General features: G+C 71.2%; 29 protein-coding genes, 1 tRNA gene and 2 pseudogenes. 21 read left to right on the top strand and 11 right to left on the bottom strand.

Annotated features, from left to right (window positions below):
- Positions 1–31: 31 nt before the first annotated feature.
- Positions 32–241: pseudogene (locus OG403_RS13930) on the top strand (glyoxalase); the annotation flags it as partial.
- Positions 238–636, top strand: a complete 399-nt coding sequence (locus OG403_RS13925) for a winged helix-turn-helix transcriptional regulator (protein WP_329564508.1) — start codon at positions 238–240, stop codon at positions 634–636. The pseudogene OG403_RS13930 and the gene OG403_RS13925, both read left to right, overlap by 4 nt.
- Positions 637–742: 106 nt before the next feature.
- Here the strand turns inward: OG403_RS13925 and OG403_RS13920 are convergent, their stop codons facing one another.
- Positions 743–1,045 (bottom strand): hypothetical protein, encoded by a 303-nt coding sequence (locus OG403_RS13920; RefSeq protein WP_280693532.1) that lies wholly within the window; start codon positions 1,043–1,045, stop codon positions 743–745.
- A gap of 78 nt (positions 1,046–1,123) precedes the next feature.
- Positions 1,124–1,672 (bottom strand): hypothetical protein, encoded by a 549-nt coding sequence (locus OG403_RS13915; protein ID WP_329564506.1) that lies wholly within the window; start codon positions 1,670–1,672, stop codon positions 1,124–1,126.
- 306 nt (positions 1,673–1,978) lie between these two features.
- Between OG403_RS13915 and OG403_RS13910 the strand changes: the two genes are divergently transcribed.
- Positions 1,979–3,079, top strand: coding sequence for a type IV toxin-antitoxin system AbiEi family antitoxin domain-containing protein (locus OG403_RS13910; protein WP_329564504.1), 1,101 nt, complete (start codon positions 1,979–1,981; stop codon positions 3,077–3,079).
- Between the two features lie 87 nt (positions 3,080–3,166).
- Here OG403_RS13910 and OG403_RS13905 read toward each other — a convergent pair whose 3' ends face one another.
- Entirely contained in the window at positions 3,167–3,754 is a 588-nt protein-coding gene (locus OG403_RS13905; RefSeq protein ID WP_329564502.1) for an isochorismatase family protein, read from the bottom strand.
- Positions 3,755–3,901: 147 nt separating this feature from the next.
- Positions 3,902–5,257 (bottom strand): nicotinate phosphoribosyltransferase, encoded by a 1,356-nt coding sequence (locus OG403_RS13900; protein WP_329564500.1) that lies wholly within the window; start codon positions 5,255–5,257, stop codon positions 3,902–3,904.
- A 241-nt stretch (positions 5,258–5,498) separates the two neighbouring features.
- Here OG403_RS13900 and clpS point away from each other — a divergent pair, with 241 nt between their 5' ends.
- The 6 genes from clpS (at position 5,499) to OG403_RS13870 (ending at position 8,656) form a co-directional block, all read left to right on the top strand.
- Positions 5,499–5,792, top strand: coding sequence for an ATP-dependent Clp protease adapter ClpS (gene clpS / locus OG403_RS13895; protein ID WP_280693537.1), 294 nt, complete (start codon positions 5,499–5,501; stop codon positions 5,790–5,792).
- Between the two features lie 109 nt (positions 5,793–5,901).
- Positions 5,902–6,486: a DUF2017 domain-containing protein gene (locus tag OG403_RS13890; RefSeq protein WP_329564496.1), complete on the top strand. Its 585-nt coding sequence runs from the start codon at positions 5,902–5,904 to the stop codon at positions 6,484–6,486.
- A gap of 124 nt (positions 6,487–6,610) precedes the next feature.
- Complete coding sequence (locus tag OG403_RS13885; protein ID WP_329564495.1) at positions 6,611–7,042, top strand: M67 family metallopeptidase; 432 nt, start codon at positions 6,611–6,613, stop codon at positions 7,040–7,042.
- A gap of 128 nt (positions 7,043–7,170) precedes the next feature.
- Positions 7,171–7,275: a putative leader peptide gene (locus OG403_RS13880; RefSeq protein ID WP_329564493.1), complete on the top strand. Its 105-nt coding sequence runs from the start codon at positions 7,171–7,173 to the stop codon at positions 7,273–7,275.
- A 134-nt stretch (positions 7,276–7,409) separates the two neighbouring features.
- A complete protein-coding gene (locus OG403_RS13875; RefSeq protein ID WP_329564491.1) occupies positions 7,410–7,688 on the top strand; it encodes a MoaD/ThiS family protein in 279 nt (92 codons plus the stop codon).
- Positions 7,688–8,656, top strand: a complete 969-nt coding sequence (locus OG403_RS13870; protein WP_329564489.1) for a PLP-dependent cysteine synthase family protein — start codon at positions 7,688–7,690, stop codon at positions 8,654–8,656. Before OG403_RS13875 ends, OG403_RS13870 begins: the two co-directional genes overlap by 1 nt.
- Positions 8,657–8,716: 60 nt before the next feature.
- Here the strand turns inward: OG403_RS13870 and OG403_RS13865 are convergent, their stop codons facing one another.
- Together OG403_RS13865 and OG403_RS13860 are read right to left on the bottom strand one after the other, a co-directional pair.
- Entirely contained in the window at positions 8,717–9,295 is a 579-nt protein-coding gene (locus tag OG403_RS13865; RefSeq protein WP_329564487.1) for a Uma2 family endonuclease, read from the bottom strand.
- A gap of 74 nt (positions 9,296–9,369) precedes the next feature.
- Entirely contained in the window at positions 9,370–9,840 is a 471-nt protein-coding gene (locus OG403_RS13860) for a type II toxin-antitoxin system PemK/MazF family toxin (RefSeq protein WP_329564485.1), read from the bottom strand.
- Positions 9,841–10,007: 167 nt separating this feature from the next.
- Between OG403_RS13860 and OG403_RS13855 the strand changes: the two genes are divergently transcribed.
- The gene (locus OG403_RS13855; RefSeq protein WP_329564483.1) at positions 10,008–10,208 is read left to right on the top strand and encodes a MerR family transcriptional regulator; all 201 of its coding nucleotides are present in this window, start codon (positions 10,008–10,010) and stop codon (positions 10,206–10,208) included.
- Positions 10,209–10,422: 214 nt separating this feature from the next.
- Entirely contained in the window at positions 10,423–11,169 is a 747-nt protein-coding gene (locus OG403_RS13850) for an MBL fold metallo-hydrolase (protein ID WP_329564481.1), read from the top strand.
- Between the two features lie 72 nt (positions 11,170–11,241).
- On the opposite strand, the gene OG403_RS13845 is transcribed toward OG403_RS13850, so the two are convergent.
- Positions 11,242–12,504 (bottom strand): PTS transporter subunit EIIC, encoded by a 1,263-nt coding sequence (locus OG403_RS13845; RefSeq protein WP_329564479.1) that lies wholly within the window; start codon positions 12,502–12,504, stop codon positions 11,242–11,244.
- A gap of 221 nt (positions 12,505–12,725) precedes the next feature.
- Positions 12,726–13,976 (bottom strand): PTS transporter subunit EIIC, encoded by a 1,251-nt coding sequence (locus tag OG403_RS13840; RefSeq protein ID WP_329564477.1) that lies wholly within the window; start codon positions 13,974–13,976, stop codon positions 12,726–12,728.
- A 501-nt stretch (positions 13,977–14,477) separates the two neighbouring features.
- Between OG403_RS13840 and OG403_RS13835 the strand changes: the two are divergent.
- The 4 genes and pseudogenes from OG403_RS13835 to rdgB form a co-directional block, all read left to right on the top strand.
- Positions 14,478–14,756 (top strand): annotated as a pseudogene (locus OG403_RS13835) (glucose PTS transporter subunit EIIB); the annotation flags it as partial.
- Between the two features lie 142 nt (positions 14,757–14,898).
- Positions 14,899–15,624 (top strand): ribonuclease PH, encoded by a 726-nt coding sequence (rph, locus tag OG403_RS13830; protein ID WP_329564475.1) that lies wholly within the window; start codon positions 14,899–14,901, stop codon positions 15,622–15,624.
- A gap of 82 nt (positions 15,625–15,706) precedes the next feature.
- Entirely contained in the window at positions 15,707–16,096 is a 390-nt protein-coding gene (locus OG403_RS13825; protein ID WP_329564473.1) for a hypothetical protein, read from the top strand.
- Positions 16,097–16,146: 50 nt separating this feature from the next.
- Positions 16,147–16,758 carry an RdgB/HAM1 family non-canonical purine NTP pyrophosphatase gene (gene rdgB / locus OG403_RS13820; protein WP_329564471.1) on the top strand — a complete coding sequence of 204 codons (612 nt, stop codon included), beginning with the start codon at positions 16,147–16,149 and terminating at the stop codon, positions 16,756–16,758.
- Positions 16,759–16,822: 64 nt separating this feature from the next.
- Here rdgB and OG403_RS13815 read toward each other — a convergent pair.
- A tRNA-Leu gene (locus OG403_RS13815) sits at positions 16,823–16,904 on the bottom strand.
- A gap of 42 nt (positions 16,905–16,946) precedes the next feature.
- The gene (locus OG403_RS13810; RefSeq protein WP_329564469.1) at positions 16,947–17,636 is read right to left on the bottom strand and encodes an HNH endonuclease signature motif containing protein; all 690 of its coding nucleotides are present in this window, start codon (positions 17,634–17,636) and stop codon (positions 16,947–16,949) included.
- Positions 17,637–17,895: 259 nt separating this feature from the next.
- Between OG403_RS13810 and OG403_RS13805 the strand changes: the two genes are divergently transcribed.
- The 3 genes from OG403_RS13805 to OG403_RS13795 are packed head-to-tail and all read left to right on the top strand — an operon-like array spanning position 17,896 to position 21,591.
- Complete coding sequence (locus tag OG403_RS13805) at positions 17,896–18,954, top strand: substrate-binding domain-containing protein (protein WP_329564467.1); 1,059 nt, start codon at positions 17,896–17,898, stop codon at positions 18,952–18,954.
- Between the two features lie 43 nt (positions 18,955–18,997).
- The gene (locus tag OG403_RS13800; protein ID WP_329564465.1) at positions 18,998–20,557 is read left to right on the top strand and encodes a sugar ABC transporter ATP-binding protein; all 1,560 of its coding nucleotides are present in this window, start codon (positions 18,998–19,000) and stop codon (positions 20,555–20,557) included.
- Complete coding sequence (locus OG403_RS13795; RefSeq protein ID WP_329564462.1) at positions 20,554–21,591, top strand: ABC transporter permease; 1,038 nt, start codon at positions 20,554–20,556, stop codon at positions 21,589–21,591. The genes OG403_RS13800 and OG403_RS13795 overlap by 4 nt, the downstream gene beginning before the upstream one ends.
- 85 nt (positions 21,592–21,676) lie before the next feature.
- Here the strand turns inward: OG403_RS13795 and bcp are convergent, their stop codons facing one another.
- Positions 21,677–22,150: a thioredoxin-dependent thiol peroxidase gene (gene bcp, locus OG403_RS13790; RefSeq protein WP_329564460.1), complete on the bottom strand. Its 474-nt coding sequence runs from the start codon at positions 22,148–22,150 to the stop codon at positions 21,677–21,679.
- Between the two features lie 123 nt (positions 22,151–22,273).
- Here bcp and OG403_RS13785 point away from each other — a divergent pair, with 123 nt between their 5' ends.
- From OG403_RS13785 to OG403_RS13775, 3 genes are all read left to right on the top strand, one after another.
- Entirely contained in the window at positions 22,274–22,645 is a 372-nt protein-coding gene (locus OG403_RS13785) for a DUF3618 domain-containing protein (protein ID WP_442910911.1), read from the top strand.
- A 190-nt stretch (positions 22,646–22,835) separates the two neighbouring features.
- The gene (locus OG403_RS13780) at positions 22,836–23,138 is read left to right on the top strand and encodes a GroES family chaperonin (protein ID WP_329572292.1); all 303 of its coding nucleotides are present in this window, start codon (positions 22,836–22,838) and stop codon (positions 23,136–23,138) included.
- Between the two features lie 160 nt (positions 23,139–23,298).
- Positions 23,299–23,766, top strand: coding sequence for a hypothetical protein (locus tag OG403_RS13775; RefSeq protein ID WP_329564458.1), 468 nt, complete (start codon positions 23,299–23,301; stop codon positions 23,764–23,766).
- Positions 23,767–23,920 lie beyond the last annotated feature (154 nt).

The following is a 23,920-nucleotide window of genomic DNA, read 5'->3' as shown; positions in this document are numbered from 1 at the left end:
AAGATAAGGTCACCGCATGGCAACATCTGACGACTTCGTCCCGGCTCGGGAGGCGCACCCGGGGATCCTGGTGAACGGGCTGCCGGCGCTGGCGGCGCGGCTGGAGGCGCACGGCCATCCGGTGCAGTGGGACGGGGAGTTCCCGGGCCACGACCGGTTCTACGCCTTCGACAGGCTCGGCAACCGGCTGGAGTTCCTCGAGCCGCACCGGGAGTCCCAGCCGCAGTCGAACCAGCGGTGAGCAGCGGCGACGTCTTCGCTCCGGCGCCGCCCGCGCCGCTGCCGCCGGACCTGTTCGATCCGCTCTGTCTGGAGCGCCCGATGCCGTTCAAGGTCGGCGACAAGTGGAGCTGGCTGATCCTGCGGTGTCTGGAGCCGGGGCCGCGACGGTTCTCCGAGCTCAAGGTGCCGCTGCGCGGCATCACGTCCAAGGTGCTGGCACAGACGCTGCGCGCGCTGGAGCGGGACGGGCTGCTGACCCGGACCGAGTTCGAGGAGAACCCGCCCCGCGTGGAGTACGAGTTGACCGCGCTGGGTCACTCGCTGTTCGGTCCGATGAATGCCGCCTGCGTGTGGGCCGGGGAGCACCTGGACCAGGTGGACGCCGCCCGGGCTCGCGCCGCGGCTGCCGGATAGTGCTTCGGACTGCGGTGGTTCGGTACTGCGGTATTTCGGTGTGCGGTGGTTCGGTCGTTCGAAGTGCGGTGGTGCTGTGGCGCGGTGCGGCCGGAGGGAGACTCGCTCAGGCGACCAGTTCGCGGGCCTCCAGGTAGGTCCGCACCACCGCCATGCCGTACACCGGCTGGATCAACTGCTGGCCTTTGAAGAACGGCCGGGCGGGCGCGAACCCTGCTGCTATGAGCAGTTCGCGGATCTCCGCTATCTCCGCCTCACTGCGGGCCGTGAAGCGCACCTCCCAGCCCTTCTTGTACGTCGAACCCCGCTCGCCGGCCCGGCGGGCGGGGTCGGGCTGCCGGACGTATCCGGGTAGCCGGCCCAGGCGCAGCTGTGCCGCGCTCAGACCTGATGTCTCGTCATATGGCATGCCCTGATGGTAGGCAATACCCGCGGGCCGGTTCTTCGGAGGGCGTACCCGGGAGCGCGTGGCCCGGGTCACATCGGATCATGCCACCGGCGCGGCGTCCAGCGGCTCGGCAGCCGCGGCCGCGGGGTCCGTCTGGGCGGCGTTCGCCCGGCTCTTCTCCAGGGCGCGCAGCGCGGCCTGCTGGGTGAAGGCGAGCAGGCCGATGGTGATGGCGCCCAGCAGCACGGCGTAGGCCACGTGCGCGGCGGTGGAGGTGACCGCGACGCCGACGGCGTTGAGCGCGAAGTGGCTGCCGAGCCGCAGGGCGACCAGGCCGATGGCGACCTTGCGGGTCTCCTTGCCGCGCCACAGTGCCTTGGCCAGGCGCAGCCGCTTGCGCATCAGGGTCATCGAGACGGCGATGTTGACGATGACCAGCACGCCGAGCGCCGGCAGTACCGCCGGAAACGCCTTGAACAGGTCGAAGGCGCCGGCGAAGACGGCCTCGAAGCCGAAGAACCAGACCGGCAGCCGCAGCTCGCTGATCGGCTCCGTGACGGCGGCCAGCCCCTTCGGCCGCGCGGCGGCCGGTTCAGCGGCCGGCTCGGCGGCGGGATCGGTGCGCGGTGTGGCGGCGGTCCTGAACATGCTCTTCCCCCGGGATCCTCCGGCCTCGCGTGGTTCGCCCCGCCGGTGATCACGATTCTGCCGGTCGGATCGAGCCCGCTGCCAGCCGGATTCGATCACCTTTCCAGCATGACAGGAGTCACAGCGGTCACCGCCGGGTCGCTCGAATCGGCAGCTGGCGCAATCCGCAAGTACTTTGCGCCCAATTACTCCGTTTGAGTGAGGGTATGGCGACTTTAGTGCGGGGCTGTCCCGATTTGACGACGGTTCCGTAACGGTGCGTCAGGTTAAGGATGCGGCGACCGGGTGACAGGGGAGGGTTGTCGCATGAGCTACCAGATTCCCTCCTCCGTCCCCTCGCTGGAAGAGCTGGCCCGGCGTCAGCAGAACGTGATCACGGCAAGTCAGCTGCGTGCCAGGGGAGTTCCGTCCCGAGTGGTCAGTGAGCACTGCCGGCGCGGCGGTCCCTGGCAGCGCCTGCTACCCCGGGTCTACCTGCTCCAGACCGGGACTCCGACGCCGGAGCAGCGGATGTGGGCGGCCCTGCTGTACGCGGCGCAGAACGGTCGCGAGGCCGGGTGCCGAGAAGGCGCGCTGATCACTGGCGCGGCCGCGCTCGCGCTCTACGGCTTCAGTGCGGTGCCCCGGCTGCCGGCCGTCACCGGGGTGCAGGTGCTGGTGCCCAGGCAGCGCCGGTTGCGGGACGCGGGGGAGGTGCGGATCCAGCGCACCGCGCGGGAGTTGGTGGCCAGCGACGTGCACGGACTGGCCTGCGCGCCGGTGGCCAGGGCGGTCGCGGACGCGCTGCGCGAGTGGCTCGGCTCCCCCGAGAGTGACGCCAGCGACGCCAGCGACGTGAGCGACGCCGTCGAGGACCACGGGGCCGAGCCGGCCGCGGAGCGGGTCGTGCTCGGGCCGCGGGCGCTGCGCTCGGTGCTGCGCGAGGCGGTCGCCGTCGCCCCTTACGGGCACCCGGCCTGCACGCCCGCCGAGCTGATCGCCGAACTGCGGGAGGCGAACCTCGTCGAGGTGCCCCGGATCCGGGCCGCGCTGGACGAACTGCTGGCCGCCGAGCGGGAGTCGGCGATCAGCTCGATCGTCGAGCTGGCCGCCGCCGAGCTGCTGCCGGAGCCGCTGGTCGGGCCCGAGCTGCGGATGCGCGGCGGCACCTTCGTCGCGGTGCCGGACCTGTACTGGCCGCAGGCCGGGGTGGCGGTCGAGGTGGACTCCGAGCTGCGCTGCGTCAGCGAGGGCGAGCAGGCCTGGGTGCGGGCGGGTCAGCACCGGATGGAGTACCTGGGGGTGCGGGTGGTCCACCTGACCGGTGGCCGGTCGGCCGCCGAGCCCGCGGTGGTGGCCGAGGAGCTGCGGCAGGCCTTCCTGGCCGGCGGCGCGGACGTGGTGGAGCTGCTGCTGACGGAGGGCTAGGGCCGGCCGGGCGACACCCCCGGGCCGGCCCCTGGCCCCGAGGCTCCCGGTACCGAGACAGCCACGCCCGGCCCCGAGGACCGGTGCTCAGCCCAGGGCCGGAGTCCCGGCCAGCTCCACCCCGGCCTCGCGCAGCTGGTCGAGCGCGGCGGCCGTGGTCGCGGGCGCCACCCCCGCCGTCAGGTCGAGCAGGACCCGGGTGGCGAACCCCTCCCGCACGGCGTCCAGCGCCGTGGCCCGGACGCAGTGGTCGGTGGCGATGCCGACCAGGTCGACCGCCTCGACGGACCGCGCGCGCAGCCACTGGGCCAGCGTGCTGCCGTTCTCGTCGAAGCCTTCGAAGCCGCTGTACGCGGCCGAGTACGCGCCCTTGTCGAAGACCGCCTCGATCGCGCCCGAGGTCACCGAGGGCGCGAAGTTGGGGTGGAAGCCGACCCCTTCGGTCCCGGCCACGCAGTGCGGCGGCCAGCTGTCCACGAAGTCGGGCTCGGCGGAGAAGTGCGCTCCGGGGTCGTGGTGGTGGTCACGGGTGGCCAGGATGTGGCTGTACTCGTCCCGGGCGGTGGCGATCAGTTCGGTGATCGCGGCCGCCACCTCAGCGCCACCGGCGACCGGGAGGCTGCCGCCCTCGCAGAAGTCGTTCTGCACATCGATGACGATCAGGGCCCGTTGCATGGCTGGCTTCCTCGCTGGCGGTCGGTGGGGGTAGAGGAGTGGAGTGTGGCCACTCTAGGGAGTGGCGGTGAGGGGCGGAAGGGCTGCCGCAGCGCTTCGGCGCGGCCTCGGCGCGCGGGATCGGCGCGACATCAGTTCACCATCGGCTCAGTGCAGCAGCAGCTCGGTGCCCAGCACCGGATCGCCCTTGGAGAGCTGGGTGGCCGACAGCGGCAGCGCGGCCCGGGCCCGCAGGTGCCGCTCGCGCGCGGCGGTCAGCGGCTCACGCCCGACCACCTCGCCCGCGCGCATCAGCGGCACGTGCAGCGCGTACGGCGCGAGCTGCTCCGGCAGCGGCCCGGTGCCCACCACCTCGGCCTCGGCCACGCCGTCCGCGTCGGGCCGCCGGGCCGCCCACTTGCGCCCGCCCACGCTCGACTTGGCACCGGCCGAGCGCTTGGCCACCGGGATCAGCGGCGCGTCGGGATCGGTCGAGCCGGCCCGGGCGACCAGCTTGTAGACCATCGCGCAGGTCGGGTGTCCGCTGCCGGTGACCAGGCTGGTGCCCACCCCGTAGCCGTCCACCGGGGCGGCGGCCAGTGCGGCGATCGCGTACTCGTCGAGGTCGGAGGTGACGATGATCCGGGTCTTGGCTGCCCCGAGCTCGTCCAGCTGGCGGCGGACCCGGTGGGCGAGCAGGGTCAGGTCGCCGGAGTCGATCCGCACCGCGCCGAGCTCGGGCCCGGCCACCTCGACGGCGGTGCGCACCGCCTCGGCCAGGTCGAAGGTGTCCACCAGCAGGGTGGTGCCGGTGCCCATCGAGGCGAGCTGTGCGGTGAAGGCGTCCCGCTCGCTGTCGTGCAGCAGGGTGAAGGCGTGGGCGGCGGTGCCGGTGGTCGGGATGCCGTGGGTGAACCCGGCCGCCAGGTCGGAGGTGGCGGCGAAGCCCGCGATGTAGGCGGCGCGGGCCGCCGCGACGGCGGCGCTCTCGTGGGCGCGCCGGGCCCCCATCTCGATGCACGGCCGCTCCCCTGCGGCGGCCGTCATCCGGGAGGCGGCGGCGGCGATCGCCGAGTCGAAGTTGAGGATGGAGAGGATCACCGTCTCCAGGATCACGGCCTCGGCGAAACTGCCCTCCACGGTGAGCAGCGGCGAGCCCGGGAAGTAGACCTCGCCCTCCGGGTAGCCGTGGATGTCGCCGTGGAAGCGGTAGTCGGCCAGCCAGCGCAGGGTCGGCTCGTCGACCACCCGCTGGTCGGCCAGCCAGTCCAACTGGGCGGTGTCGAACCGGAAGTTCTCCACCGCGTCGAGGACCCGCCCGGTGCCGGCCAGTACGCCGTAGCGGCGGCCTTCGGGCAGGCGGCGGGTGAAGACCTCGAAGACCGAGCGGCGGTGCGCGGCGCCGCTGCGCAGCGCGGCCTGCAGCATGGTGAGCTCGTAGCGGTCGGTGAGCAGCGCGGTCGAGCCGGCTGTCGGCGAGGTGGGCGCGGCGGAGCTCGCCGCCACGAATGCCTGGGCGTCCATGAGGATGATGCTACTACCACTTAGCGTCAGTTTGACGATTTCCTGGGCGGTGAGTCCGCCGCCATGGCGCGGCCGGGTCTCGCGCCGGGCCGGACCTCCCGCGCCCGGCCGGGTCGGAATCGCTCCGAGGTCCCCCGGATGGCAGCATGGGAGGTCAGGGGAGCCTTTCCAGGCTGCGGCCGGGTTCCCCGTCGGGCCGCTCCCGGCCCCTGCCGAGCCATCGCTGTGAGGAGACCCAGTCGTGAGTGTCGCGCCGGCCGAGATCGAACGCACCGAGGCCGAGAGCCTCCCGGTCGCGGAGCCGGACACACCGTGGGTGACCATCGTCCACAACGATCCGGTCAACCTGATGAGCTATGTCCTCTACGTTTTCCAGGCCTACTTCGGCTACCCGAAGGAGAAGGCACGCAAGCTGATGATGGACGTGCACACCCGAGGCCGCGCGGTGGTCTCCAGCGGCACCCGCGAGGAGATGGAGCGCGACGTGCAGGCGATGCACGGGTACGGCCTCTGGGCCACCCTCCAGCACGACTGATCAGCCGAACCGCTGATCGGTCCGCCCCTGATCCACTGATCATCCGTCAGTCCGCGCCGGTGCGCGGCTGACCAATCGACACCTACGAGAACCGGACGGTTACCTGACGATGGCTGGGTTGTTCGAGCGAACCGGCGACGGCAGCGCGGCGATCGCGCTGGAGGAGGTGGAGGCCGCCATCCTGCGCTCCCTCGAAGTGCAGATGCTGGAGCTGATCGGCCCGGGCCCTGGCGCCGCGCCGGGCGCGGATGCCGACCCGTTCGCCGCACTCTTCGCCGAGGGGCCCACCGAGGCGCCCAGCGACCCCGCGGTGGCCCGGCTCTTCCCCGACGCCTACGGGGAGCCGAAGCAGGCGCCCGACGCGCAGACCAAGGCGGCGGCCGGCGAGTTCCGCCGCTACACCGAGCCGGACCTGCGCACCCGCAAGCGCGAGGACGCGCTGCTGGTGATCCGCTCGCTGGACGCCCTGGGGGAGAGCGGCGGGGTGCTGCGCCCCAGCGCCGAGGAGTGCCGGCGCTGGCTGGGCGCGCTCAACGACCTGCGGCTGACCCTCGGCGTGCGGCTGGAGGTCACCGAGGAGGACGAGCAGGGCCTGTACGACCTGCCGGACAGCGACGAGCGCAAGCCGCTGGTGATGGCCTACCTCTGGCTGGGCGCGATGCAGGAGTCGCTGCTGGAGGCGATGACCGGCTGAGGCCGGTCGGTCCGAGTCCGCCGGCCGGTCGCGGTGGCCCGTCGCGGCGGGCCGGTGTCCAGCGGGACGCCCGGAACTCGGACAGTGACCCGGGCGCCGCCGGGGCGAGCCCTATCCTGGCCGGATGCTGACCATCACCCGAGAGCTGCACGACGCGATCGTCGCCCACGCCCGCGCCGACCACCCGGACGAGGCCTGCGGTGTCGTCGCCGGCCCGGCCGGCAGCGGCCGCCCGGAGCGCTTCATCCCGATGCTCAACGCGGCCCGCTCGCCCACCTTCTACGAGTTCGACTCGGCGGACCTGTTCAAGCTCTACCGCGAGATGGACGACCGGGACGAGGAGCCGGTGATCGTCTACCACTCGCACACCGCGACCGAGGCCTACCCCTCGCGCACCGACGTCAGCTACGCCTCCGAGCCGAACGCCCACTACGTGCTGGTCTCCACCGCCGAGGGCACCGGCGCGGACGACCCCTTCCAGTTCCGCTCGTTCCGCATCGTGGATGGCGTGATCACGGAGGAAGACGTCGAGGTCGTCGAGGCGTGGGCGGGCTGAGCCGGTCCGCCCGGCGGGGCCGCCGGAGCCGGACCGCTCCCGCCGCGAATCTCACAGGGCGACACAGCATCATCCGACCTGCGAGATGGGCATGGAGGAACCGGGGCGGGAATCTATACGATGAGCCCATGCGTTCCGTCGATGTGAGCATCCAGGCCCCGGGCATCCGCCTCGTGGCGCGCCTGCACATCGACCTGTGCCGGCACGCCGCAGCGATCTGTCCCGACGCTTGAGCCCTGCTCGCCCGGCCCCCGCCGGCGAGTCGCGCACCACGCCCCTTCGCACCGCACGAAGCGCACGTTCACGAAGCAGTACCGCCCCAGCCGCGCGCCCGCGGCCCCACCACCACCTGCCCAGGAGCGCAGCCATGGCCATCGAGGTCCGCATCCCGACCATCCTCCGTACCTACACCGACGGCGCCAAGGCCGTCGAGGGCACCGGGGGCAACCTCCAGGAGCTCATCGCCGACCTCGAAGCCCGCCACCCGGGCATCGCCGACCGCCTGCTGGACAAGGGCGAGCTGCGCCGCTTCGTCAACGTCTACCTGAACGACGAGGACGTCCGCTTCCTGGAAGGCATCGCCACCGGCGTCAAGGACGGCGACAGCGTCACCATCCTTCCGGCGGTGGCCGGCGGCTCCAAGTAATGCGCTACGACAGCCCGCTCGAAGCCGTCGGCAACACCCCGCTGGTGCGGCTGCCCCGGCTCTCCGCGGCCGTGCCCGGCAACACGCAGGGCCTGGTCACGCTCTGGGCGAAGCTGGAGGACCGCAACCCGACCGGGTCGATCAAGGACCGCCCGGCGCTGCACATGATCGAGCGGGCCGAGGCGGACGGGCGGCTCACCCCCGGGTGCACCGTCCTGGAGCCGACCAGCGGGAACACCGGCATCTCGCTGGCCATGGCCGCCAAGCTCAAGGGCTACCGGATCGTCTGCGTGATGCCGGAGAACACCAGCGAGGAGCGGCGCGAGCTGCTCCGGATGTGGGGCGCGGAGATCATCTCCTCGCCCGCCGCCGGCGGCTCCAACACGGCGGTCCGGGTGGCCAAGGAACTGGCCGCCGAGCACCCCGACTGGGTGATGCTCTACCAGTACGGCAACCCGGACAACGCGGGCGCGCACTACGCCACCACCGGCCCGGAGATCCTGGCCGACCTGCCCACCGTCACCCACTTCGTCGCGGGCCTGGGCACCACCGGCACCCTGATGGGCGTCGGCCGCTACCTGCGCGAGAAGGTGCCCGGCGTGCAGATCGTCGCCGCCGAGCCGCGCTACGACGACCTGGTCTACGGGCTGCGCAACCTGGACGAGGGCTTCGTGCCGGAGCTGTACGACGCCGCAGTGCTCAGCACCCGGTTCAGCGTCGGCTCCGCCGACTCGGTCCGCCGCACCCGTGAACTCCTCGCGGAGGAGGGCATCTTCGCCGGCGTCTCGACCGGCGCGATCCTGCACGCGGCGATCGGCGTCGGGCGTCGCGCCGCCGAGGCGGGCCACCGAGCGGACATCGTCTTCGTGGTGCCGGACGGCGGCTGGAAGTACCTGTCCACCGGCATCTACACCGCGGCCAGCACCGAGGAAGCGGTCGAACTGCTCCACGGCCAGCTCTGGGCCTGATCGGTACGGCACTGCGGACGGCACCCGAGAGCGGGTACCGTCCGCAGCGCCGTCCGGCGCCTACGACAGCGGGAAGACGCCGGTGTCCAGGGTGATCCCGAACGGCTCGGGCAGCGTGACCGGTTTGCCGAACGGAACCGCTGTCGACTCCCGGTAACTGCCCTTCCCCGGGCTGCTGTAGAGGGTGACGGTGGGGCCGGCCGGTGCGTGCGGGTCGATCAGCAGGTAGAGCGGGACGCCCGCGTGGGCGTAGCCCCAGAGCTTCTTCTCGCGGTCGTGGTCGGCGTTGTTCGGCGAGGTGATCTCCGCGATCAGCAGCGCCTCGGCGGCGGGCACCCGGTTGCCGGGTTGCCGCAGGACGGCCTTCGGCAGGACGGCGAGATCGGGGATGTAGATACCTGAACTCTCGGGGAGCGAGACCCCCTGTGTCTGGTAGATACCGACGTCCCGGCCGACGACGCTGTACAGCAGTCGTTGCAGCTCGTCGGCGATGTCGTTGCGGTCATTCGCGGGCGTTGGTGCCACGGTGACGATCCCCTCGATGACCTCCACCTTGCAGCCCTCCGGAGCGTCCGTCTCCTCCCAGATCCGGACGAGCTCCTCCCAGCCGGCGACCGGCTCGACGACGGCAGCGCTCATGGTGTCTCTCCTACAGCCGTGGGGACCAAGTCCAGCATGCCGACCGACTCGGAAGCGGTCCAGCGGCCGGGCCGTCACCCGGACGAGCGAGCGCGCTGGACCCGGGCCCAGAGCTGGCCGTCGACCGGGCCCACGCGGCGGCGGAAGTGGCCGAGCGCCACCTCGCGCAGCTCGTCCAGCTCCAGCCAGCTGGCCCGGCCCTGGCGGTCGGCGACGGTGCCCGGGGGGAGGGCCAGGACACCCGGGCGCTCGGCGTGGTGCTTGCTGGTGATCTTCGCGACGGTGGCGGTGCCGCCGTGCACCCGCAGGACCAGGCAGGGGCGGTCCTTGGCGCCGGTGCCGTCCTCGAAGGGGACCTCGGCCCACCAGATCTCCCGGGGCGCCGGGCTGCCGGAGCCGGTCCGGCGCGGCGCCGGCGCGGTGCGCGGCGCGGGGGCGCCGGGATCGGCCGGGCGTCGACCGCGCAGTCGACCGATCGCGAAGACGATCAGGGCCAGCAGTACCAGGGCGGCCAGGACGGCCAGGACGGCAAGCGAGCGATTCATGTGCTGACCGTACCGGCTGTGACAGTTGATGATTTATCCGTTCACTGCTTCCGCTCTGTCACGGAATGACTACGGAGCCAGCCGTGCGCCCGTCGCCCGCCCCGGGATCGAAAAGCTGCTCACGCAAGTCCGAGACCAGCCCACGGCACACCCGGAGGTGGCGCCAGATGAGCAGCCAGCACAGCAGCGGCGAACTGTGGTCCTATGCCGAGATCGCCCGTCACATCGGAGTCCAGACCGACACCGTGCGCAACTACCGCCGCCACGGCCTGCTGCCCGACCCCGACTTCGTCGACCAGGGCGGCCATCCCCGCTGGTACGCCGACACCATTCGCGCCTGGGCCCGCCGCCGCCCCGGCCACCGCTGACCGGACAGCCCCGCGGACCCGCGCGTGACCCGAGCGCGCGCCTCGTCCCCGCGCCGCCCCGTTCTGGTGATTCCAGCCACAGCCCGGCACGGGGACGGGGGCAAAGTGCCGCTCCGCCCTTACCCTCGACACGCGACCGCTGCAGCTACCCGCCGGTGTGACCCCGGCGGTGATCGGCGTGCGCGGGGACCTGGATCCGGCGGAGGGGCTCGGGATGAAACTGACTGTGGTGGGGTGCTCGGGGAGCTTCCCGTCGCCCGACTCGCCCTGCTCCAGCTACCTGGTCGAGGCCGGCGACTACCGCCTGGTGATCGACCTGGGCAACGGCGCGCTGGGCGCGCTGCAGAACCACGTCGGCCTCTACGACGTGGACGCGGTCGCGCTCAGTCACCTGCACGCCGACCACTGCATCGACCTCTGCGCCTACTGGGTGGCCCGCAACTACCGCCAGGAGGGCTGCCCCGACCTGCTCCCGGTCTACGGCCCGCACGACACCCCCGGCCGGCTCGCCCGCGCCTACGACATGCCCGAGCGCCCGGGAATGACCGGGGTCTTCGACTTCCGCACCCTCACCCCCGGCACCTTCGAGCTGGGCCCGCTGACCGTGACCGCCGCCCAGGTCAACCACCCGGTCGAGGCCTACGCCTTCCGGATCGAGCACGCGGGCCGCTCGCTGGTCTACTCCGGCGACACCGGCGAGAGCCCGGAGCTGGTCGAGCTGGCCCGGGACGCCGACCTCTTCCTCTGCGAGGCCGCCTACACCGACGGCCGGGAGACCTACCGGTCGATCCACCTCAACGGCCGCGAGGCCGGCGAGCACGCCACCGCCGCCGGTGCCCAGCGCCTGGTGCTCACCCACATCCCGCCGTGGACCGACCCGCAGCGCAACCTGCGCGACGCCGAGGCCGCCTACCAGGGGCCGGTGGAGCTGGCCAAGGCCGGTGCGGTGTACGAGATCTGACGGGCCGACAGCACGAGAGTGGGGCATCGGCCGCAGCCGGTGCCCCACTCTCGTGCGCTCAGGCGGGAGGGGTCACGCCTTGGTGACGTCGTCCTCCTCGCCCTCGGGCTCGCGGCCCGGGGTCGGGAGGTTGAACTTGGTGATCGCGAAGCGGAAGACCACGTAGTAGACCACCGCGAAGACCAGGCCGATCGGGATGATCAGCCACGGCTTGGTGGCGAAGTGCCAGTTGAAGACGTAGTCGATGGCGCCGGCCGAGAAGGTGAAGCCGTCGTGCACGCCCAGCGCCCAGGTGACCATCATCGACAGCGCGGTGAGCACCGCGTGGATGCCGTAGAGGACCGGGGCGATGAAGAGGAAGGAGAACTCGATCGGCTCGGTGATGCCGGTCATGAAGGAGGTCAGGGCCAGCGACATCATCATGCCGAGGACGGCCTTGCGGCGCTCGGGGCGGGCGCAGTGCGCGATCGCCAGCGCGGCGGCCGGCAGGCCGAACATCATGATCGGGAAGAAGCCGGACATGAACTGCCCGGCGGTCGGGTCACCGGCGAAGAAGCGATTGAGGTCACCCTGGACCACCTTGCCGGCGGCGGTGTGGAAGGTGCCCGCCTGCTGCCAGAAGAAGGTGTTGGCGAACTGGTGCATGCCGACCGGCAGCAGCCCGCGGTTGATCAGGCCGAAGATGCCGGAGCCGACCGCGCCCAGGCCGATCGCCCAGTTGCTGAAGCTGTTCAGCGCGTCGCCGACCGGGCCCCAGAGCAGGCCGAAGGCGATGCCGAGGAAGGTGCCGACGAAGGCCATGATGAGCGGCACCAGGCGGCGGCCGTTGAAGAAGCCGAGCCAGTCGGGCAGCTTGGTGCGGTGGTAGCGCTGCCACAGGGTCGCGCTCAGCAGGCCGATGACCACACCGCCGAGCACGCCCGGGTTCTGCGGGTTACCGGCCGGGTTGGCGGCGGTGACCGTGCCGTGCATCGGGAAGACGGTCAGCACGTTGTGGAAGACCAGGTAGCCGACCAGGGCGGCCAGCGCGGTGGAGCCGTCCGCCTTCTTGGCCAGGCCGATGGCGATGCCGACGCAGAAGAGCAGCGGCATGTTGTCGAACACCGCGGACCCGGCGGCGGCGAAGGTGGCGACCAGCTTGGCCGGCAGGTGCAGCTTCTCCTGGACGTCGCTCTGGCCCAGGCGCAGCAGGATGCCGGCGGCCGGGAGGACCGCGATCGGCAGCTGGAGGCTGCGGCCGATCTTCTGCAGGCTCTGCAGGGCGTTCTGCCCGAACTGCTTCAGCGGCGAGGGCGAGGATGCGGCGGGCGACGGTGCCTGCGCAGTCGTACTCATGGGGGTGGTTCCTCACGGCAGGGCGTACCGGGCGGGGTGCGGCCGGGGCCAGTACGCAAACTGGTCTACACCACTAGTGGTGTAGACCAGTTTTGTAGCACGCCGTGAACGGGGCCGGAAGGCCCGACAGCCTCGCAGGTGGGAAGCGCTATGAAATCGAAACCTTGTTGAGGATTAACGATCTTCGGTAGCGCCTTGACGTGCGGAGCCGGTCGCCGGGTTCACGCCTTGGTGACGTCCTCGATCTCGTCCTCCGGTTCGCGGCCCGGGGTCGGCAGGTCGAACTTGATGATCGCGAAGCGGAAGAGCGTGTAGTAGAGGGCCGCGAAGACCAGGCCGATCGGGATGATCAGCCACGGTTCGGTGGCCAGGTGCCAGTTCAGCAGGTAGTCGATCAGGCCCGCCGAGAAGCCGAAGCCGTCGTGCACGCCCAGCCCCCAGGTGACCGCCATCGACAGGCCGGTGAGCAGGGCGTGGATCCCGTACAGCACCGGGGCGATGAACATGAAGGAGAACTCGATCGGCTCGGTGACGCCGGTCACGAAGCTGGTCAGCGCGACCGAGACCATCATCCCCATGACGGCCTTGCGGCGCTCGGGCCGGGCGCAGTGCGCGATCGCGATGGCGGCGGCGGGCAGGCCGAACATCATGATCGGGAAGAAGCCGGACATGAACTGGCCGGCCGTCGGGTCGCCGTGGAAGAAGCGCGGGATGTCGCCGGTCCACACCTTGCCGGTCGCGTCGGTGAAGCTGCCGACCTGCTGCTGGAAGAAGGTGTTCAGGAACTGGTGCATGCCGATCGGGATCAGCAGGCGGTTGGCCACGCCGTAGATCCCGGCGCCGGCCGAGCCGAGGCCCACCAGCCAGTCGCTCGCGTGGGTCAGCCCGCTGCCGATCGGCCCCCAGGCCAGGCCGAAGGCGATGCCGAGCAGCGTGCCGACGAAGGCCATGATGATCGGCACCAGCCGGCGGCCGTTGAAGAAGCCGAGCCAGTCGACCAGCTTGGTGCGGTGGTACTTCTGCCAGATCAGCGCGCTCAGCAGGCCCACCACGATGCCGCCGAGGACGCCGGGGTCCTGCGGCTTGCCGGCCGGGTTCAGCGCGGTGACCGTGCCGGCCATCGGGAAGACGGTCAGCACGTTGTGGAAGACCAGGTAGCCGACCAGGGCGGCCAGCGCGGTGGAGCCGTCCGCCTTCTTGGCGAAGCCGATCGCCACGCCGACGCAGAAGAGCAGCGCCAGATTGCCGAAGACCGCGTCGCCGGCGGTGGCGAAGACGGCGGCGACCTTGTTCCACCCCAGGCCCTGCTTGCCGAAGACGTCGTCCTGGCCCAGTCGCAGCAGGATGCCGGCGGCGGGCAGCACGGCCACCGGGAGCTGCAGGCTGCGGCCGATCTTCTGCAGGCCCTGCAGCAGGCCGGCGCCGGGCTTCCGGGCGGGCGGGGCGGCCGCGGGGGCGGTCGTCGTACTCATGGGCTTCCTTCGGTGGACGGCGGGCGGCACTGCCCGGTCGGCCAGAACAGGCTCAATTGGTCTATGCCAGTTCGGGGATGGGCCCATCGTGACACGAGCTGGACCAAAGCCGGAAAAGTCCGGCGCAACCAGGGTATTTGGTCACCTTCCGGACCGGAAAAAATCCCGGCGGGCCGGGCTCCGCCGGTGGCCGGGGGTGGGGCGCCGGCCGCGTCCGGCCGCGTCCGGGTGGTGCCGGGGAACGCCGGCCGAGCTCCGCACGTTTGGGAAGTGCACCGATATTGGTGTAGACCAGTCATGGTGTGGCGCTGCCGCCGTGGACCCGAGCCCCGCTCCTCGTCGGCCAGGGAGGAAGATCCACGGTACGCGCGCGGTGCTGGGCCGAACGTGCGCCAGCGTGGCGGATCACCCCGAACCGGGTGATCCTGGTCGCGCCGGAGCACTCGGCGGGCGGCTGAGCCCCCGTCACCCGGCCACCCCGCACGGCACACCGCAGGACGGCCTCCGGCAAGGCAGCCGGAACGCCGAGACAGAGGGAGAAAGACAATGGCCACCAAGGCTGAGAAGATCGTCGCCGGTCTCGGCGGTATCGACAACATCGAAGAGGTCGAAGGCTGCATCACCCGCCTGCGCACCGAGGTCCGCGACCCCTCCCTCATCGACGAAGCCGCCCTGAAGGCCGCCGGCGCCCACGGTGTCGTGAAGATGGGCACCGCGATCCAGGTCGTGATCGGCACCGACGCCGACCCGATCGCCGCCGAGATCGAAGACATGATGTGAGCCTCGGCTGAGGCCCGCCCGACGGCCCGTCACCGCGGTTCGGTGGCGGGCCGCCGGCGTTCCGGCCGGGCCCGCCGCGCGTCCTGGCGGCTTTCCCCGGAGGGTACGTCCGGTAAGCCGGAACCGACTACGCTCAGACGCTATGTCACGCATCGACGGTCGCACCCCAGACCAGCTCCGCCCGATCACCATCGAACGCGGCTGGAGCAAGCACGCCGAAGGCTCCGTCCTCGTCTCCTACGGCGACACCAAGGTGCTCTGCACCGCCAGCGTCACCGAGGGCGTCCCGCGCTGGCGCAAGGGCAGCGGCGAGGGCTGGGTCACCGCCGAGTACGCCATGCTGCCGCGCGCCACCAACACCCGCGGCGACCGCGAGTCCGTCCGCGGCAAGATCGGCGGCCGCACCCACGAGATCAGCCGCCTGATCGGCCGCTCGCTGCGTGCCGTGGTCGACCACCGCGCCCTCGCCGAGAACACCATCGTGCTCGACTGCGACGTGCTGCAGGCCGACGGCGGCACCCGCACCGCCGCCATCACCGGCGCCTACGTCGCCCTGGTCGACGCCGTCTCCTGGGCCCGCGAGAAGAAGCTGCTGCGCGCCAAGGGCCAGCCGATCACCGGCGGCGTCAGCGCGGTCAGCGTCGGCATCATCGACGGCGTCCCGATGCTCGACCTCCAGTACGAGGAGGACGTGCGCGCCGAGACCGACATGAACATCGTCTGCACCTCCGACGGCCGCTTCGTCGAGGTCCAGGGCACCGCCGAGGGCGCGCCGTTCGACCGCGACCTGCTCAACCAGCTGCTGGATCTGGGCACCCTGGGTTGCGCCGAACTGGACGAGATCCAGCGCAAGGCGCTGGAGGGCTGAGGCACCCGCGGTGGTGGGCTGTACAGCGGAGCCGTGCAGACCGTACGGTTCCCGCAACAGCTCACCGCATCGGAGGACCGCGATGCCGAACAGCCTGACCCGCCCCGCCGGCCTGGCCGTCGCCGCGCTGATCGCGGTCCTCCCGCTCAGCGCGGTCAGTTGCTCGGCCACCCAGCAGGCGATCGACTGCGGCAACACGGCGGTGGCCGTCAGCTCCGACCTCGGTCAACTGAGCGGCGCCTACCAGAACGCCAACAACGATCCGGCCGCCGCCGGGCGCGCGGTGGCCAAGCTCAGGACCGACCTCGGCAAGCTCGGCAAGAACGCGGGCAGTGCGAACGTGTCCAAGGCCGTGGCCGACCTGCAGACCCAGGCCGACCAGGTGCAGCGGTCGATAGACGCCAAGCAGGTCCCCGACCTCGGACCGCTGGGCGACGCGGCGGGCACCCTGACCCAGGTGTGCGCCCGCTGATCCGGTCCGGGCGCCCCTGCCCCCCTGCCCACAGGGGATACTGAGGAGCCATGAGCACCTCTCGACGCCTCGTCCTCGCCACCCGCAACCAGCACAAGGTCGGTGAACTGCGCGCCATCCTCGGCGCCGCCGGCCTCGACGTCGACCTGGTCGGCGCCGACGCCTACCCCGAGATCCCCGACGTCCGCGAGACCGGCGTCACCTTCGCCGAGAACGCCCTGCTGAAGGCGCACGCCCTGGCCCAGGCCACCGGCCTGCCGGCGGTCGCCGACGACTCGGGCCTCTGCGTCGACGTGCTGGGCGGCGCCCCCGGCATCTTCTCCGCCCGCTGGGCGGGCAAGCACGGCGACGACCTGGCCAACCTCAACCTGCTGCTGGCCCAACTCTCCGACATCGCCGACCCGCACCGCGGCGCCCACTTCGCCTGCGCGGCAGCCCTGGCGCTGCCCGACGGCACCGAGCGGGTGGTCGAGGGCCGCCTGCTCGGCACCCTGCGGATGGCACCGGCGGGCGACGGCGGCTTCGGCTACGACCCGATCCTGCAGCCCCTGGGCGAGAGCCGGACCTGCGCCGAGCTGACGGCGGAGGAGAAGAACGCCATCAGCCACCGGGGCGAGGCGTTCCGCGGGTTGGCGCCGGTGGTGCGGGAGTTGCTGGGGTGAGGTAACGGTGAAGGCCGGGCTGAAGTTCTAAGCCCGGCCTTCGATTTGTAGCTGAAGCTCTGGGTGCGGCCGAAGGGATTCGAACCCTCAAGCCCTCACGGGCCAGCGGACCTAAACCGCTTGCGTCGCCGTTGCGCCACGGCCGCAGGAACTGCTGTGGTCCATGGTACTTGGGTCCGGCGGGTAGGTCACGCCGTATCAGGGAGGGCTGGCGACGCATCGACCTTCTTGCGGCGGCAGTATGTCGGCGTGACGGCATGACAGTTCGGGCAGAGCAGGCGCAGGTTGTCGGGCCGGTTATCCAGCCAGTTGCCGTCGACGTGATCCACTTCGAGGGTCAGTGCCTGTCCGCGCCACTCGGGCCCGGTGCCGCACCCCGCGCAGTTGTCCGGTCGGCCGATCAGTAGCAGCATCGTGCGCAGTCGGTCGCCAGGAGTCCGTGGGCTGCCCGCCGGTAGCAGTATCAGGAGTTCCTCGGGCCTGCGGCGTGGCCCGAGCCGTCTGCCCTTGCTGTACAGGTTCCCGGTGAAGTGGCTTGTGTCGATGCCGTGCTGTGCGATGGCGTTTTTCAGCAAGCGCCGCGTCGTGGTGGTGTCCGACATCCCGAGCGCGCGGAAGACGCCCGCGAGGCTGGTCTGCCCGAGGATGACGGCCTGCAGATCGGCCCTGGAGGCAAGGCAGATCGGAAGCCGCTGATCGGCGGTTCCATACGTGAAGTGCGACGTGTCGACGCCGAAGTGTCGCAGGCGCTTGCTGAGGTAGCTGTGGGTGCCACCGGCCATGGCCAGGCCGAGCCTGCGCATCATCTCGTTGACGCTGGTCGACTCCGCCGCCACCTGGCTGAGCAGCTCCCTCGTGTACCGCGTCGGTTTGGACATAACTCCCCTCCTTGCCATGGGCAACGACCCACCGCGCGAAGAGTTACGGCCGCTCGGCCAACCGCTTCGCCCCCGCCTGCGCCGCGCCGGCCGCTGTCATGCCCCGGCACTCTTCACACGATCTGACAACGGTTCCGTTGCGACCTGTGCGTATCTGTGCGAAACCCCTTGACGCCCGTGGTCAGAGGGGATGTCATATGGCACGTCACGTTGGAACCTGTTTGGTTCTGATCGATTGTGATCCAAAGGAGCCCCACCCATGACCATCGTGCGCCACCGCCGCCGCCGCGCTGCCGCCGCCACCGTCGGCATGATTGTCACCCTGGGCCTGACGGCCTGTTCGACCGGGCAGTCGAGCACCAATGCCAGCAGCGGCGGTGACGTCGCCAAGGTCAGCGGGAAGATCTCGATCACCTACCTGCAGAAGCAGGGCGACCAGCAGTACTTCATCGGCGAGGCGGCCGGCGCCAAGGCGAAGGCGGCGCAGCTGGGCGTCGACCTGAAGGTGGTCAACCTCGGGACCGACGCGAACCAGGCGGTCAGCCAGGAGCAGGCCGCGATCGCGCAGAAGACCAACGGGCTGATCGTAGTGCCGCCGGACCCGTCGGTGGGTCCGCAGCTGGTGCAGACCGCCAAGGACGCCGGGGTGGCGCTGATCAGCTCGGACGACCAGGTCTGCGCGACCGGTCCGGACCCGTCCAAGTGCGCGGCTTCCGCGCTGCTGCCGCGGATCGGTTTCAGTGGCCAGCAGATGGGCCAGCAGGTCGGTCAGCGTGCTGCGCAGGAGTACCAGAAGGCGGGCTGGAGCGCCGCCGACACCCGGACCATCTCGGCCTGGCAGCAGGACGTGACGGTCTGCGGTGACCGCGTGACGGCCGCCAAGGCCGCGTTCACGGCGGGCGGCGGCAGCGGCGTGCAGAACATCGACGTCGCCACCGACAACACCCCGACCGGCGCGCAGGACAAGATCGCCGCGACCATCACGGCCAACCCGAACGTCAAGCACTGGGTGATCTGGGGCTGCAACGACGAGAACGTGCAGGGCGGCGTCACCGCGATGCAGAACGCCGGCATCTCGCCGGACAACGTGATCGGTGTCGGTCTGGGCGCCTACCTGGCGTGCAAGGACTGGGGCAGTGGCAAGCCCACCGGTATGAAGGCCGCGCTCTACATCAACGGTTCGGACGTGGGCGCGCTCGCGGTGCAGACCATGTACGACAAGCTCAAGAACGGCAAGGCGTTCCCGCAGGAGGCCTTCGCCCCCACCACCATGGTCGACGCCTCCAACTGGCAGTCCGCCGGCGTCCAGTGCAGCTGAGCACCGGGCACCGCAGCACCGTGAGGAACCTGGGGTACTAACCGTGACGAACAGCACGACGACCGCGGGAGCCGGGGTCCGCGAGCTTGGCAAGCGCTTCGGTGAGGTCCGGGCGCTGGGCGGGGTGACACTGGACTTCCCGGCCGGGCAGGTCACCGCCCTGATGGGCGAGAACGGGGCCGGCAAGTCCACCCTGCTGAAGATCCTGACGGGCGACCACCAGCCGACCGAGGGGACCGTCCTGCTGGACGGTGCCGAGGTGGAGCTGCAGTCGCCCGCCCGGGCCAGGGCGGCCGGGATCCGGATCATCCCGCAGGAGCCGGAGATCATCCCGCATGTCTCGGTCGCCGAGAACGTCTATGCCGGCGCCCTTCCCCGCAAGGCGGGGCGCCGGCTGGACCGGGCCGAGCTGCGCCGCCGGATCGAGGCCGACCTGGAGCGGCTGGGCTTCTCCCGGGTGCTCGACCCGGACCTGCTGGGCTCGGAGCTGACTCCGGCGCAGCGCCAGCTGGTTGAGATCCTGCGGGCGTTGACGGGTGAGGCGAAGGTGATCGCCTTCGACGAGCCGACCAGCTCGCTCTCCGAGCAGGAGGTGGAGGCGCTCTTCGGGCTGATCCGCCGACTGCGTGACGCGGGTGTGGCGGTGATCTACGTCTCGCACCGGATGAAGGAGATCTTCCAGCTGGCCGACCGGATCGCGGTGCTGCGCGACGGCGCGGTGGCCGGTGTGCTGGACGCGGCGCAGGCCAGCGAGGGCGAACTGGTGCGGCTGATGGTGGGCCGCGACCTGTCGGCGATGTTCGTGCGGCAGAACGTGGCGACCGAGCAGGTGGTGCTGGACGTTCGGCAGCTGACCACCGACGACGTGACGGACATCAGCCTGACCGTGCGGGCGGGTGAGGTGGTGGGCCTGGCCGGGTTGATCGGCGCGGGCCGCTCCGAGCTGGCGCTGGCGCTGGCCGGTGACCTGCCGGTGCGCTCGGGCACGGTGCGCCTGGACGGCCAGGAGCTGCGCCTGGGCAGTCCGGGTGCGGTGATCCGGGCCGGGCTCGGCCTGGCGCCGGAGGAGCGCAAGGCCCAGGCGCTCTTCCTGCACCGCACGATCCGGGACAACACCTCGCTGGTGGTGCTGGAGCGGCTGCGGCGCTGGCGGTTCGTCCGGCGGACCCAGGAGCGCGAGCTGGCCCAGAGCTATGCGGACCGGCTGCGGGTGCGGGCGCCCTCGATCGAGCACGAGGTGCGCAAGCTGTCCGGTGGCAACCAGCAGAAGGTGGTGCTGGCCCGCTGGCTGGCCCGCAAGCCCAAGGTGCTGATCCTGGACGAGCCGACCCGCGGGATCGACGTGGGGGCGAAGGCGGAGATCTATCAGATCATCGCCGACCTGGCCAAGGAGGGGACCGCACTGCTGGTGATCTCCTCCGAGCTGCCCGAGGTGCTCGGGCTGGCGGACCGGGTGGTGGTGATGCAGAACGGCCGGATCACCGGCGAGTTGGACCGGGCCGAGGCCACCGAGGAGCGGATTCTCGCTCTGGCGATGGCCGATGACCTGGCGTCAGGCGGCGACCTGGCGGCTGCTTCGAGCGATGAGGGAAGGACCGCATGAGCACCACGACCGTTTCCGAGAGCACGTCCACCGGGAGCGTGCCGCCGGCCAAGCGCGGCGGGTTCGTCGGCCTGCTGGCCTCGATCGGCGGGCAGAACCTCAGCCTGGCCGGCGGGCTGGTCGTGCTGCTGGCGCTGTTCGGCTCGCTCAACGGCAACTACCTGAGCTGGGCCAACATCCAGGTGATCGCGGAGGCGGTGACCATCAGCGGCCTGCTGGCCGTGGTGCAGACCGTGGTGATCATCTGCGGCGGGCTGGACATCTCGGTCGGCTCGCAGGCGGGCCTGGCCTCGGTGGTGAGCGCGATGGCCTTCACCTCCACCGGCTCCAACGCGGTGCTCGGCATGGCGGCGGCGATCGGCGTGGGCGCGGTGATCGGCGTGCTGAACGGCGTGATCATCGTCTACGGCCGGGTGAACCCGACCATCGCCACCCTGGCGGGCCTGGCGGCCTACAAGGGTGTCGCGGACCTGATCTCCAACGGTTCGGCGCAGGGCTACGTGCTGAACAACAGCATCTTCATCTTCCTCAGCCGGGGCAAGATCGCCGGGCTGCCGGTGATGGTCTGGCTGCTGATCCTGGTGGCGCTGGCGGTGCACGTGATGCTCAAGTACACCGACGTCGGCCGCAACATCTACGCGATCGGCGGCAACGACACCGCCGCGCGGCTGGCCGGTATCAACATCAACAAGTACCTGATCGCGGTGTACGGCCTGCTGGGCCTGGTGGCGGCGGTGGCGGGCATCCTGCTCACCGCGCGCACCGGCTCCGGCCAGCCGGTCTCCGGCAGCGAGGGCCTGGAGCTGCAGTCGATCACCGCCGCGGCCCTGGGCGGCTGCGCCCTGCGCGGCGGCAAGGGCGGCATCGGCGGCACGCTGCTTGCGGTGGCGCTGCTCGGTGCGCTGGAGAACGGGTTGACCGTCCAAGGGATCAACTCGTTCTGGCAGGACGTGGCGCAGGGTGCGCTGCTGGTCGTCGCTGTGGTGATCCAGCAGCGGCGCAGCGGCGAGCGGGCAGTGGGGCTGCCCACCTGATCCCGGCGTTACGAAAGAGTGGCGGCCTCGGCTCCTGTGTGGGGGAGCCGAGGCCGCTGTGTCTGTCTGTGCGGGGGCGCTGCGGTCAGGCGGTGACCTTGAGGTCGCGCAGCAGCTTGGCGACGTGGCCGGTGGCCTTGACGTTGTACAGCGCCCGCTCGACCTTGCCCTGCTCGTCGACGATCACGGTGGAGCGGATCACGCCGACCACGGTCTTGCCGTAGTTGTTCTTCTCGCCGTAGGCGCCGTAGGCCTGCAGCACCGCCTTGTCCTCGTCGGCGAGCAGGGTGACCTTGAGGTCCTCGGTCTCGCGGAACTTGCCGAGCTTCTCGGGCTTGTCCGGGGAGATGCCGATGACGTCGTAGCCGGCGCCGGCGAAGACCTCCAGGTTGTCGGTGAAGTCGCAGGCCTGGGTGGTGCAGCCGGGGGTCATCGCCGCCGGGTAGAAGTAGACGATCACCTTGCGGCCCAGGTGGTCCGACAGGGACACCTGCTTGCCGTCGGCGTCGGGCAGGGAGAAGGCGGGGGCGGTGTCCCCGGCCTGGAGACGCTCGGTCACGGTGGGATCTCCTCGTGCTGGACTAGGTGGTCGTGCCGTCGCAAACCTACCTCTGATGGTGGGTGGGACTGCGCGGCCCGGCAGGTGAACTGACAGACTGACGGGAGCAGACCGTGACGCGAGGTGAGTGAGGTGGCCCGGGTGGGCAAGGGGAAGTCGAAGGACGCGGCGCGGGATGACGCCGGGCGGACCACCGCCGAGATCGAGGCGGACATCGCCCGTACCCGCGACCAGCTGGCCGGCACGCTGGACGAGCTGGCGATGCGGGTGCACCCGAGCACGGTGGCCGCGCAGGTGCGGGCGAAGACGCTGGCCTCGGTGGAGCAGCGGCTGGGCCGGCTCTACGTCGGGGCCAGCCGTGGCGTCGAGCAGCTGAAGGCGCAGTTCGTGGACGAGAAGGGGCAGCCGCGGGTGGAGCGGATCGTGCCCGCGGTGCTGGTCGGCGGTGGGGTGGTGCTGCTGATCGCCTCGGCCCGCAAGCGCGGGAAGGACTGATCGGGCGCACCGGTCGGGCTCCGGCGGATCGGATTGGTCGCGGGCTGGCGCCACGGCGCGGGCCCGCGACAGGTACGGTCTGGGCGTGAGTGTGAACGACGAGCAGAGCAAGCAGGCCGAGCAGCCGGCCCCCGGTGGGCTGCCCGAACACGGTCGGCACGACCGGTTGGGCGAGAAGCTGCCCATCCGGATGCTGCACGACCGGGTGCTGGTGCGCCCCGAAGGTGGCGAGGGTGAGCGCCGTTCGACCGGCGGGATCCTGATCCCCGCGACCGCCGAGCTGAGCAAGAGGTGTTCGTGGGCCGCGGCCGTGGCGGTCGGCCAGAGCGTGCGGTCGGTGGAGCCGGGGGACCGGGTGCTGTACGACCCGGAGGACAAGCTGGAGGTCGAGGTGCGCGGCGCGACGTATGTGCTGCTGCGCGAGCGCGACCTGCACGCGGTGGCCGCCGAGCGGCTGACGGACTCGGAGGGGTCGACCGGGTTGTACCTGTAGGTTCTCCGACGCTGTGTGAAGGCCCGTCTCCGGTGGAGACGGGCCTTCAGTCGTTCGGCTCAGGCGCGGTGGCCGGGGCGGCATGCTCGGGTCACTGTTTGGAACGAGGCGATGACGGAACGTTTCGCCTGGTGCCATCGAACAGGAAGAAGAGACCTTCATGCGTGCCATATGGACGGCTGCCGCGTTGACCGCGGCGATCAGCCTCACCTCGGTGACCGCGGTGGCCGCGGCCGTCCCGGTCCGTGACCCGGACGCCTCGCGGGTGATGTCGGTGCCGACCGCGCTGCCGACGACGCTGCCGAGCCTGCCGACGACGTTGCCGACCGCGCTGCCGACGACGCTGCCGACACTGCCGACCGCACTGCCGACGCTGCCGACGCTGCCGAGTCTGCCAACGACACTGCCGACCGCGCTGCCGACCTTGCCGAGTCTGCCGACGACACTGCCGACCGCGCTGCCGACGCTGCCGGGTCTGCCGACCGCCCTGCCGACGACGTTGCCGAGCGTTGGTGCGCTGACCGGGCTGCTGAGCACTCTGCTGTCGACCATCCAGAACCTGCTGGCCAGCCTTGGGCTGACGCTGCCCAGCCTGCCCACCAGCGGGTCGAGCATGCAGCAGGGCTGACCCGGCGGACGTACCCGGTACTCCCGGCGCGCAGTGGCGCCGGGAGTACCGGCGTGTCCGGCGCAGTACGGGCGGTCGGCGTCACCGTGCTGTCCGGCAGGACACGCCGATCGGCTGAAGCCGAGTGACCCGGGCCCGCCCCGCGCGGTTGTGC

Origin of the sequence: Kitasatospora sp. NBC_01266 (assembly GCF_036242395.1) — a bacterium.
Classification (GTDB): domain Bacteria; phylum Actinomycetota; class Actinomycetes; order Streptomycetales; family Streptomycetaceae; genus Kitasatospora.
Note: the sequence above shows the minus strand (reverse complement) of the source record. Positions and strands in the feature narration are given on the sequence as shown.